Below are 11,988 nucleotides of genomic sequence, written 5' to 3'. Positions count from 1 at the left end.
CAAAGGATATATTGTGACTCATACTCCCCGTGTATCTGCGGTTATTCCTTTCTACGGCGAGCCGGAACCCGTGCTCGCCATTATTGACACCCTCCGCGCGCAGAAGGGGATTGACCCCTCCGATGTCGAGATCCTCGTTTCGGACGACGTCTCGCCCGTTCCCTTCCCCGAGGTTGAGGGCGTGACCGTCGTGCGCCGTGCCGTCAACGGCGGCTTCGGTAAGGCCGTGAACTCCGGCGTCGCTGCCGCGACCGGCGAGTGGGTGTTCATCCTCAACAGCGACCTGGAGCTGGATGACACCTTCATCTCCCGCATGCTCGCCGCAGCCGAGGCACACGGCCAGGTTCTGGCCAGCCCGCAGGTCATCGGCCACGACGGCCAGCAGCAGTGGGTGGCCCGCAAGTTTCCCACCGCCGGACATATCGCCTGGGAATGGTTCACCCCGCTGGCTCGCTTCAAGCCGACGAAGTGGTGGCACCGCGGCGTTGGACACGATGTTGAGGCATGCACCGGAACCTCCGACGCGAAGGTCGACTGGGTTATGGGTGCCTGCATGGTCGTGCCTCGCGCCGTATTCAACCGCCTCGGCGGCATGGACGAGCGCTTCTACATGAATAGCGAAGAGGTGGACTTCCAGTACCGCCTTTCGCAGGCCGGCGTGGACCGCTACCTGATTCCCTCGGTGACCGTTACCCACGAGGGCGGCGGATCTTCCCCCTCGGAGCGTCGCATCCAGTGGCTGACCACCGCACGCTTCATCTACGCCGACAAGTGGGGCTGGGAAAAGAAGCTGGCCGTAGCCCTGCGTGCGACCAGCTACGCGAACTTCCTCGTGAACTCTGTGCGTGCGCTGCGCAATAAGGATGTAGACGCTCGCGGGTTCCTCGCCGCCGACCTGGAGCGCATCGCCAAGGCCGAGCGCCGCGAAAACTAGCTCTAGTGTCCGCACCCGGTGCGGAGCGCCCCATAGCTAAACGTTGGAGGTGACACACTGCGTAAGCATGTGTCATCTTCTGCTTTCGTTGTAAAATTTTAGTAGGTATGTTTGAGCGCAAGCTCTGCTTGAAACGTGCCTCTCTGCTTCACTCCAACACATAGCACCGCACGGTTTTGCCCTGCGGGTTCTTATAGCAAACGCCGACAGGATCCATTCCTCATATGACTCAGCCCAAACTTCTACTACTCTCACCCGCATTCCACGGGTACTGGAAGGCGATTCAAGCATCCCTGGAAGTGCACGGATACGATGTGCGCACCCACATCTACGATGCCCCCGGTACTCTGTCCGAGCGCATCCTCAACAAGCTCGCCCACGAGCTACCCGAGAAGTACCGCCCCGAAAGCTTCGCGGCTCAGGCAACCCGTAAGGCTATCGATGCTTTCAACGAGTTCCGTCCCGATATTGTGCTGGTCATTAAGGGCGATATGCTCTCCCGCGAATGGTGGGACCTGCTGGAGACCTCCGGCGTTCGCTACGGCACCTGGCTCTACGACGAGATGCGCCGCATGAGCTACACCGAAGAGGACCTGCACCACCTGGGCTCGCTGGCAAGCTACAGCCCGCTGGACGCGCAGCACCTGCGTGAGCAGGGCTTCGAGGTGCTCGACATGCCCAACGCCTACGACACCCACTGCCCGATTGTTCCTGTCCGCGAGGACTCCATTAACTTTGTGGGCGCCAAGTACCCCAACCGTGAGGAGACCCTGCAGGCCCTCGTCGCCGCCGGTCTGCCGGTGCGTGCCTACGGCCGTGCCTGGTCGCGTCACCCCTACGATATTCTGCGCACCAAGCAGTTCAAGGACTCCGGCGTTCCCGCCGGCCGCGACATCGACCGCTCCGAGGCCTACGGCATCATGGCGTCCTCCCCGGCCACCCTGAACATCCACAACAACCAGGACGGCTTCACCATGCGTACCTTCGAGGCGCCCGGCGTTGGCGCCCTGCAGGTGATTGATCGCCCCGACGTGGACCGCTACTACATTCCGGGTGAAGAGGTTCTGGTGTACGAGAGCATCGATGAGCTCATCGAGATTTGTACCCGCATTTTCCGTGACCCGAAGTGGGCGCGAAAGATTCGTGAAGCCGGTCAGAAGCGAACCCTGGCCGAGCACACCTTTGATCAGCGCGTCAAGATTTTGGAGCAGCTATGGGCCTAACCTACCCCCTCGACATTGATGCATGGGCCGCCTGGCAGAAGCGCCAGAACACCCTGCGCTGGGCTAAGGGCGAGGCCCGCAGCCTTATCGGACGTCTGCGCGGGGGCGCGGCGGAACAGGAAGCCCCTGTTGGCGGTGTTCTCTATACCCGAGGCGCCGTACCCCGCGTGCTCATTGTGCTCGATTCTTTCTCTCCGACGAGCCGTAACTCCCTTCTGGAGCCGCTCAAGTACCTCGAGAACGTGGGCGTGGCCCTGTGGGTCCCCGAGGATGCCTCGGAGTACCTCAACGGCCAGTACGCCACCGAGCGTTACGGCCGTGATGCCTGGACCGAACAGGAAGTGACGGGCGACCAGCTGCAGGGGCTCCTGCCCGGTGTGCGCGTGGTCCTTTCCCTCGGCCACTACCTGGCCCGCGGCGCGGCCGCCTACGAGTACTCTCGCGCGATTGGTGCTGAGTACTGGGTCGTACAGCACGGTCTGCTCGTGCCGCAGGCACCGCCCCTGCCGGTTGGCGCAACTCTGTTGGCGTTCAGCGAAGCCGACGCAGAGTTCTGGGCGTCGGGTCGCCGCGACGTGACCACCCACGCGGTGGGTTCCCAGCTGCTCTACCTGGCCGCTCAGAAAGCCGCCGGCGCCGAGGCGCAGAAGCAGAACGATCTGGAACCAATCTTCTTGGGCCAGATGCACGGCGCCGAGCTACCGCGAGCATCCTTCGCTTTCGCTGCGCACTCCTTCCTGAAGAAGTACGGCGGTATCTACCGCCCGCACCCGAGCGAGAAGGACAAGCTGTCGGTGCTGACCCACAAGCTGTGGGAGAAGGAAGGCATCCGCATCGATCGTTCCGGAACCCCTCTGAACGAGGTACCGAACCCCGTCGTGTCGATTTTCTCCACCGGTGTGCTGGAGGCGGCTATCCGCGGCATCCCGGCCTGGGTGTACCACCCGGCACCGCCGGCATGGCTTGTGGAATTCTGGGACCGCTACGGCATGAACCGGTGGGGGAGCGAACCCACCCCCGCCCCGGTTCAGCCCGAGAAGGAACCGGCACGCCGCATCGCTGAACTCATCATCGAAACTCTGGAGGCATAATGCGTATTCTCTGCGTCATTCCCGTACGCGGTGGCTCAAAGGGCATTCCGCGTAAGAACCTGCGCCCCATCGCGGGTAAGCCGCTGGTCGCGTGGACCATCGAGCAGGCCCTGGCCGCGAAGGAAGAGCTTGCCGGTGAGCACGAGCTGCGCGTTGTCGTCTCCACCGATGATGCCGAGCTGGCTGATATCGCCCGCGAGTACGGTGCCGAGGTGCCGTTCATCCGCCCGGCCCACCTGGCGGAGGACACCACCGCAACCGAGCCGGTCGTCGAGCACGCCATCGAGTTCTACACCGAGAACGGCTGGGCACCCGAAGCCGTCATGCTGCTGCAGGCAACCAGCCCTGTGCGTCTGCCCGGTACCCTGGCACGCGCGGTCCGCCAGTTCGTCGAGAACGACAAGGACTCCATGGTCGGCGTGATCCCGATCGGTCCGTTCATTTGGACCTGGCACGCCGATGGGGAACCCACCGCAGCCTTCGAGATTATGCACCGTCCGCGCCGTCAGGAGCTGACTAAGGAAACCTTCCGCTACCGCGAGAACGGCTCCATGTACATCACGAAGACTCCTGTGTACACTGAGCGCCACAACCGCCTGGCCGGCTACCCCGGCGGTACGATTGACTTGTTCATGCTCAACGAGGTTGAGGGCGTCGACATCGACGCGCCGATTGACTTCTCCGTGGCGGAACATCAGCTCACTCAGATTCTGAACGAGAGCAAGTAACCCTCGTCCCGGCGACATTCTCGTCGCCGTCCCGGATTGACCGGCACTCAGTCATTCAATAGAACACTCACGAAAAGGTTCAAACCTATGATTATTGAACGTAATATCGCCCCGTATGTGGTCTTCGCTGAAGACCCGATTCTTACCGCACTGCAGAAGATTTCTGCCAACGGCCAGCGCATCATCTTCCTGGTCAACGAGTCCGGTATTCTGCGCGGTTCTCTCTCCGACGGCGATTTCCGCCGCTGGCTGATTGCCAACCCGACCGCATCCCTGGAGACCAGCGCCCTGGATGCTGCTAACACCAACCCGCAGACCGCTCCGGCAGATGCCGACCCCGAGACCCTGCGCGCATACTTTGCCAAGGGCATCAACCACGTTCCGCTGACCGACGAGCGCGGCCACCTCGTGGCGCTCGCCATGGACGAGCAGGACGTCCTGCGCATCGGTAAGCACACCATCAGCGAGGACTCCCCGGCCTTCATCATCGCCGAGATCGGCAACAACCACCAGGGTAGCGTTGATTTCGCTAAGGAACTGGTGGACCTGGCCGTTGAGTCCGGTGCCGACGCCGTGAAGTTCCAGCTGCGTGACATGGACGCCCTCTACCGTCAGCGCGGTGCCGCCACCGCGGGCGAGGACCTGGGCGTGCAGTACACCCTGGACCTGCTCTCCCGCTTCTCCCTGAGCGTGGACCAGATGTACGAGGTCTTCGACCACGTCAAGCAGCACAACATGGATATCATGTGCACCCCCTGGGATGCCCCCTCGGTGCAGGCACTGGTCGACTACGGTATTCAGGGCATGAAGATTGCTTCTGCCGACCTGACCAACCACGAGCTGCTGCGCGACGTCGCATCCCGCGGTCTGCCCATGCTGGTTTCCACCGGTATGAGCCGCGAGGAAGAGATTCGCGAGTCCGTGGCCCTGCTGCGTAACGCCGGCGCATCCTACGCCCTGCTGCAGTGCCAGTCGGCCTACCCCGCACCCTTCAAGGACGTGAACCTGGCCTACATGGACCGCCTGGCCGAGATTGGCCAGTGCCTGGTCGGTTACTCGGGCCACGAGCGTGGCTACCACGTGCCGATTGCCGCCGTTGCTCGCGGTGCAAAGATCATCGAGAAGCACTTCACCACCGACAAGACCCTCGAGGGTAACGACCACACCGTCTCTCTGCTGCCCGAGGAATTCAAGGCCATGGTCCAGCAGATTCGCGAGGTTGAGGCAGCTATCGGTTCTGCCGCTCCCCGCGAGGTGTCCACCGGTGAGCTGATGAACCGCGTGAACCTGGCCAAGTCCCTGGTCGCTACCCGCCACATCGCTAAGGGCGAGGTCGTGACCGAGGCCGACGTGGCCGTGAAGTCCCCCGGCCGCGGCCTGCAGCCGAACCACCTGTCGCAGCTGGTCGGCCGTACCATGCAGCGCGACGTTGAAGAAGGCTCGTTCTTCTTCGAGGGCGACCTGAAGGATGACCTGGTCACCCGCCGCGACTTCAAGTTCGATCGCCCCTGGGGTCTGCCCGTCCGCTACCACGACTACAAGCCGCTGATTGAAGAGGCTAAGCCGGACTTCCTGGAGTTCCACTTCTCCTACAAGGACCTGGATATCAACATCGACGATGTCTTCGACTCCAAGCTGGACATGGGCTTCACCACCCACCTGCCCGACCTCTTCGCCGGCGACTTCCTCGTGGACCTCGCCTCGAAGGACCCCGAGGTGTGGGAACGCTCCATCGCCGAGGTGCAGCGCACCATCGACATCACCCGTGACCTGACCCGCTACTTCACCGTGGACGAGGACCCGATCATGGTTGTGACCATGGGTGGCTTCACCAAGGACAAGCACATCCCCGTCTCCGAGCGTGCCGAAAAGTACGAGCGTATCGGCGAGGCCCTGAAGCACCTGGACGCATCCGGCGTGCGCCTGGCCGCTCAGACCCTGCCCCCGTACCCCTGGCTGATGGGTGGTCAGCAGTACCACAACCTGTTCCTGGATCCGAAGGACACCGCGGAGTTCTCGCGTGCCTACGACACCGCGCTCTGCCTGGATATCTCCCACACCATGCTGGCTTCTAACTTCCTGAACATTCCGCTGTCGGAGGCTGTTGAGCAGCTGGCACCGCTGTCGATTCACCTGCACCTGGTGGACGGCGTTGGTGTTGACGGTGAGGGCGTTCAGGTTGGCGAAGGCGACGTGGACTGGGCCGCACTGGGCAAGCAGCTGCGTGAGCTGGCCCCGAAGGCATCCTTCATCCCTGAGATCTGGCAGGGCCACATCAACAACGGTGAAGGCTTCTTCACCGCCCTGGACCGCCTCGAGAAGTGGCTGTAGGACCGGCATCTATGGCCAAGTCTCAGACCGTAAAAGCTCGGGAGGGTGACGTCCTTGATCAGGACTTCATCACTCCCGGGCGTTTCCGGGAGCTGGACGGGTTCCGCGGCCTGGCTGCTATTACCGTGGTGATTTATCACCTGGGTGTTCCCGCTACGGAGAACTATCCGCGGACTGCTCCTTCGCCCTATGACATTCCTCTGGGCGAGTTGGGTGTTCAGCTCTTCTTCATCATTTCCGGTTTCGTGATTCTGCTCAGCGCCATCAAGAGTGGGTCGGCACTGAAGTTCGCGGTTTCGCGTTTTTCTCGTATCTACCCGACCTATTGGTTTGCGCTGGCGGTATCGGCTCTGGTGTATTTCATCTACGGAAACCCCGGACGCCATATTACGATTCCGCAGACCCTGATTAACACGACGATGCTGCAACGCTTCCTGCGTGTGGATAACGTGGATCAGGTGTACTGGACGCTGGCAGTGGAACTGCAGTTCTACGTGATGGTTGCCCTGTACCTGATTATCCGGAAGGGAAAGATTTACCGTGGGGAGCTGACTACGATTCTGCTCACCTGGTCGGTTATCGGTACGGCTCTGTGTCTGCTTTTCCACCCGGAGGCTTCTCTCGGTGGAGCACCGAAGATGATTGTGTGGGCCGCGGTTGCGGAACATTCTTCACTCTTTAGCTTGGGCATGGTGTTCTTCATGTACAGCCATGATCGAAAGTTCACCTGGCATATTCCGTACTTTGCGATTCTGGCTTCCCTCAACGCGGCGCTGATGCATGATCTTGCTCATGGAATCGGTGTGGCACTGATTAGTCTGGTGTTCTTCATCGTTGTATACCTGAAGAACGTTCCGGTACTTTCGAGGGGTCCGCTGAATTTCTTGGGACGCATTTCCTATCCCCTTTACTTGGGCCACGCTATGGTCGGTTATATGCTTGTTGATATGTTCTACCCGGTGGCTGGTCCCTGGGGGGCACGTATTATTGCATTGGTTTTGGTGATCTGCTTCGCTTACCTGGTGCATATTTCCATTGAAACTAAGGTTTCTGCATCCTTCCGTTCTTTCCTCACTCGAAAGTTGACTAAGGCATGACCTCTACACCAACGGCTCTATGGGTCGTTCCGGTTCCCGATTTTGGTGGAGTAGCTCGGCACGTTGTCGATATGGCACGTGCCGGGCTCCCCGGCTTTAACCTGGTGGTTCTCGCGCCCGAGGGTAAGCTCACGAGCCGCCTCGAGGAACTGGGCGTCACCGTCATCAAGGCTGAGTTCGGCCCCGACTACGGTTTTAAGACTTCCTTTGTTTCTTTGCAGAAGGCTGTTGAGCAGCTCCGCCCGGATATTGTGCACAGCCACCTGGCGTATGCGGACGTTGTAGCGACCGCTGTGGTCAACGCACTACGCATCCGTAGCGTCATCAAGCGCGGTACCTGCGTACCGAAGCTTCTGACCACTGAGCACGGTATTGCCGGTAATGACTCGGTGTACCACGGTAGCTCCTGGCGTTCTAAGCTCATGGAGACCGTGCATCGTGTGCGCCTGTGGGGCACCGATCAGGCGATTGCTGTTTCTCGTTCTACCGCTGATCAGATGCGTGCCAAGTGGGGCGCTCGTGGCGTGGAGCTGGTGTACAACGGCGTGGATATCCCCGAGGTGCACGCGGCTGTTGAGCAACAGCGTGTTCCCGCAGAGGGAGGTCCGCGTATTCTCTCGCTGTCCCGTCTGTCCCCTGAGAAGGGTATTGACGTGCTGCTGGCTGCTTTTGCGCAGCTTCGTGTTGATTACCCGCAGGCGCATCTTGAGATTGCGGGCTCTGGTGATTTGGCGTCCGAGTTGCAGTCTCAGGCTCAGCGTCTGAACCTGGGTGATTCGGTGACCTTCAGCGGCTTCGTTAACCCGATTGAGGCGATGGGCCGTAGCGACATGATTGTTCAGCTGTCGGTGTGGGAGAACTGCTCCTACACTCTGCTGGACGCTAAGGCAGCTGGTCTGAAGACGGTCGCTACCGCTGTGGGCGGCAACCCGGAGATTTTGGGCGCCGACGAGCTGGTAGACCGTCAAAGTGCAACCTTGACTCAGGATGTTCTGCAGGCTATGCGTGCGCAGCTGCAGAAGAGTGAGGCTGAGCCTTTCACCTGGATTTCGAATGAGCAGATGGCTGCTCAGACGGTTGATATTTACACTCGCACATTGGAGAAGAAATGACCGTGTCTTTCTCGCAAAGTACAGAGACCGCAGCTTCTCAGCAGGATAAAAATCCTAATTCTCTCCAGGCATATCGCATTGGGCAGGCCACCGCGGGTGAAGTAAAGTACCTTGTCGGTAGCGTCTCAAGACTGTCAATGCTTGATTTTTGGGCTGGTTTTGGTCTGATCTTCATCGGCGTCCCTACGCCCATTGTGACCATGCCTGTGGGTACCGTTGTTGTGATGTTGTTTGTCTTGTACAAGCTGACAAAACCTGCCACCTTGGAGACACGGTATAACTCCTTGTTCTTCTCAATCATCTTGTTTGCTGTTGGCTGGGCTTTGTTTGAAAGTCTAGCTTTTAACGGCATTTCTGTTGATGAAGCGATTCGCCGTGCAATCCGCATGGCTGTGGTCCTTCTTCTGGCGTTGCAGATTGCTCAAAAGAGGATTGACATTCGTTCCCTCATCTTTGGCGTGGCTGCGGGCCTTATTTTCAACCTCATTGGATTTTATGCAGGTATTGCGCCCGATAACTACGGCGGTACGCTGACCGGCTGGCTGAACGATAAGAATCAGTCTGGTCTGTATTACGCAATTTTTGGCTTCCTTTTCGTGGCTATGGTCCGAAAGACAAGTCACCGTATCGTTGCTTTTGTTGTTACCTCCGGCATGCTGTGGCTGACCGGTTCCCGTACCTCTCTTGCCGCATATGCTTTTGCTGTCCTGTGGTTGTACTTCTCTCATCGCCTGAATTTGTTCGGTAAAGCAGTTCTTGCGTTGTTGTTTTACCAGGCTGTGAACTACCTGGAAGATAATTTTGCGCGTGCCGGTGCCTTCGCGGATCGACTCGGTAGTGACCTTCTGCGTGAACGAATCGATGAGACCATGTACCGCATGATTGATATGGTTCCTTGGTATGGTGGCGGTCTGGGTACCGCTCAGGTGCCACTTCAGAATCGTTACTTCTATTTCCACAATTCATATATGACGCTGGTCCAGGAGGCCGGATGGCTCTATATGATTGTGATTGTAGGCCTGATGATTTCTGCCGCATTCATCTGGAAGCAGCCGCGTGCTCAGCGCATTGTTATCGCCGAAGCCGCAATGGTGATTATCATTATTACCTCTCAGCGTCTTGGTGAGGTGATTCTGACTGTGCCTTGGGCTATCGTGGTGGGTCTTGCATTGCTGTACCTGAACCCGGATAAGGATCTGGACGCTTCGGATAGCGGACATCATGAACCAGGTGCTATGCAGAAGGCGCAGAGCAGCGACGAAAAACCTGCGCTGCAGAACGGCGAGCTTATTGAGAATGAAGCTCCTGCCCCTGTAACCCATCAAGAAACGCCCAAGAAGTCGACTACTTCTAAATCGTTTGACGTCAGTTCTATCCGTCAGCGGGCGAGGAAAGTATAACGATGAAAGAACTCTACATCGCTACCAATAACGGTGATATGGGCGGCGGTGAGGTCATGCTCCTGAACGTGGCCCGCGCGGCCCGGAGCCTTGGCTATAAGGTCACCATCGTCGGCCCCTCCGAGCCCAATCAGCTCGTGGAGGCGGCCGCCGATGAGGGCTTCGCCCGCGTCGTGCTTCCGGCGAAAAACCGAGCCCAGTACATGCTGGCACTGCGCGCCTGGCACGCTCGCCACAAGGACGTTCTGCTCTGGTGCAACGGCCTGGTTCCTGCAGCGGCCACTGGCGGTCGTAAGAACCGCATTGTGCACCTGCACCAGCTACCGGCCGGATTGAACGCCAAGCTGGTGCCTTTCGCCCGTCGCAAGGCTTCTGTGACTCTGGTTCCCAGCCGCTATGTGGAGCACTCCTGCCCCGGCAGCGAAGTCTTTGCAAACTGGGTGAGCGGCGTGTCCACCGCCCTGGACCACAGCGTGGGCGACCGCCGCCTGCGCGTGGGGTACCTGGGTCGTCTGACCCCCTCGAAGGGTATCGCGACCCTCTGCTCGGCCATGAGCGTCTTGAACTCTGATGAGGTCGCCTACGACCTGGTCATCGGCGGTGAACCCGTGTTCGCCTCGGATGAGGAGCGCACCGAGGTGGAGGAAGCGCTGAAGCAGGTGTCGTCTTTCAGCACCCGACTCGGCTGGACCACCCCGGACCAGCTTTTTGGTTCCATCGATATGCTGGTGGTTCCCTCCATCGCGCCCGAGTCCTTCGGCCTTGTGGTTGCTGAAGCGATGAGCGCCCGCATCCCCGTGATTGTGAGCGATGCCGGTGCCCTAGCCGAGGTCGTGGGCGGCGAATCCTACCCCTATATCGTCTCGGCCGGTCAGCCTCTGGATTTGGCCGCCGCCATCAAGAGCCTGGGGGAGGAACTGCGCGAGAACTCCTCCGACCTGGCGGAACGCACCTCCGAACTGTTCTGGCGTTGGCAGGAGAACTACTCTCCCGAGGCGGGCAAGGTTCGCGTGGGCGAGGTTCTGGAACGCTTCGCTCGCTAATCCCTACGTCTGATCCCTCCCCACGGGATACTTCACTCAAACTCTCATCTCACCTCAACCCGAAGGAAAAGCATGACGACTCACCGTTACAAGGCTGCGGTCATTATCCCCTCTCGCGGTGGCGCGGAGATTCTGCACTACCCGCTGGATGCGCTTGCCGAGCAGACGGAGAAGGACATCCAGGTCATCGTGGTCCTCGATGGCGATATCGATAACAGCGAGGCCGTGGTTGATCGCTACATCGCCGAGGGCAAGCTGAACCTGACCAAGATTGTCTTTGAGGAGAACCGCGGCCGAGTGGCGGCGCTGAACGCCGGCCACCGCGCGGCTGATGCCGATATCCTCATCCGTTGCGATGACGACCTGCAGCCGGCTCCCGATTACGTCGCTAACCAGATTCGTCTGCACCGCGACTACGACGGCGTGATTGGTACCCTCAAGAACGTGTACCCGGACACCCCGTACTCCCGTGTGTACGGTAACTTCCGCGATGCGCGCTTTAAGCAGGGCGCCTTGAGCGTGGCCGAAGAGGGACGCTGGCTGTACTGGAACGGAAACTCGTCGATTTCCGCTGAGTTCTACGAGCGTACCGGAGGCTATGATCCGGCTTACCGCCTCTACGGTTGGGAAGACGTAGACATGGGCAAGATGGTGCACGATGCCGGTGGCCGCATCATTATTTCTGACGAGGTTGAGGTCAAGCACTATGCTGAGGCCACCACCACCGCGGTGCGTGCCCTGCGCGCCCTTCACTCGGGATCTGCCCGCACGATTTTCGTCCGTAAGCACGGAGATGCTGCACATCCGGCCCCGAACCCGAGCGGCCCGTGGGGTTTCCTCGTAAAGACCCTGGCCCGGTTCACAACCGAGAAGACCATCAAGACCCTGGGCGATGCGAGCGATAAGATTCTGCTCAAACTGCCGGCGAAGCTGGCCGAGAAGCTGGTGGCTCTGCAGGTTGAGGCTGCATCCTACGCAGGTATTCACTATCCCGAACGCGCACAGAAAGTTTTCTAGGAGGGAAAAGAA

General features: G+C 59.7%; 10 protein-coding genes. All 10 read left to right on the top strand.

The features are described from left to right. Positions 1-13 precede the first annotated feature (13 nt). Entirely contained in the window at positions 14-934 is a 921-nt protein-coding gene (locus tag ADJ95_RS04420; RefSeq protein WP_049332975.1) for a glycosyltransferase family 2 protein, read from the top strand. Positions 935-1,158: 224 nt separating this feature from the next. After that, positions 1,159-2,157 carry a CgeB family protein gene (locus ADJ95_RS04415; protein ID WP_049332973.1) on the top strand — a complete coding sequence of 333 codons (999 nt, stop codon included), beginning with the start codon at positions 1,159-1,161 and terminating at the stop codon, positions 2,155-2,157. Then, entirely contained in the window at positions 2,148-3,248 is a 1,101-nt protein-coding gene (locus ADJ95_RS04410; RefSeq protein ID WP_049332971.1) for a hypothetical protein, read from the top strand. Before ADJ95_RS04415 ends, ADJ95_RS04410 begins: the two co-directional genes overlap by 10 nt. After that, positions 3,248-3,976, top strand: coding sequence for a cytidylyltransferase domain-containing protein (locus ADJ95_RS04405; protein ID WP_049332969.1), 729 nt, complete (start codon positions 3,248-3,250; stop codon positions 3,974-3,976). The genes ADJ95_RS04410 and ADJ95_RS04405 overlap by 1 nt, the downstream gene beginning before the upstream one ends. An 87-nt stretch (positions 3,977-4,063) precedes the next feature. Then, on the top strand, positions 4,064-6,307 hold the full coding sequence (locus ADJ95_RS04400) for an N-acetylneuraminate synthase family protein (protein ID WP_049332966.1): 2,244 nt from the start codon (positions 4,064-4,066) through the stop codon (positions 6,305-6,307). A gap of 11 nt (positions 6,308-6,318) precedes the next feature. Then, positions 6,319-7,404, top strand: a complete 1,086-nt coding sequence (locus ADJ95_RS04395; RefSeq protein WP_049332964.1) for an acyltransferase family protein — start codon at positions 6,319-6,321, stop codon at positions 7,402-7,404. Next, positions 7,401-8,516 (top strand): glycosyltransferase family 4 protein, encoded by a 1,116-nt coding sequence (locus ADJ95_RS04390; protein WP_049332962.1) that lies wholly within the window; start codon positions 7,401-7,403, stop codon positions 8,514-8,516. Before ADJ95_RS04395 ends, ADJ95_RS04390 begins: the two co-directional genes overlap by 4 nt. After that, on the top strand, positions 8,513-9,916 hold the full coding sequence (locus tag ADJ95_RS04385) for an O-antigen ligase family protein (protein ID WP_049332960.1): 1,404 nt from the start codon (positions 8,513-8,515) through the stop codon (positions 9,914-9,916). The genes ADJ95_RS04390 and ADJ95_RS04385 overlap by 4 nt, the downstream gene beginning before the upstream one ends. Before the next feature lie 2 nt (positions 9,917-9,918). Further along, entirely contained in the window at positions 9,919-10,959 is a 1,041-nt protein-coding gene (locus ADJ95_RS04380; RefSeq protein WP_049332958.1) for a glycosyltransferase family 4 protein, read from the top strand. Between the two features lie 72 nt (positions 10,960-11,031). After that, positions 11,032-11,976, top strand: a complete 945-nt coding sequence (locus ADJ95_RS04375; RefSeq protein ID WP_049332956.1) for a glycosyltransferase family 2 protein — start codon at positions 11,032-11,034, stop codon at positions 11,974-11,976. Positions 11,977-11,988: the final 12 nt, after the last annotated feature.

The organism is Rothia mucilaginosa (assembly GCF_001061665.1).
Lineage (GTDB): Bacteria > Actinomycetota > Actinomycetes > Actinomycetales > Micrococcaceae > Rothia > Rothia mucilaginosa_A.
This window is presented reverse-complemented; position numbering and strand designations above follow the sequence as displayed.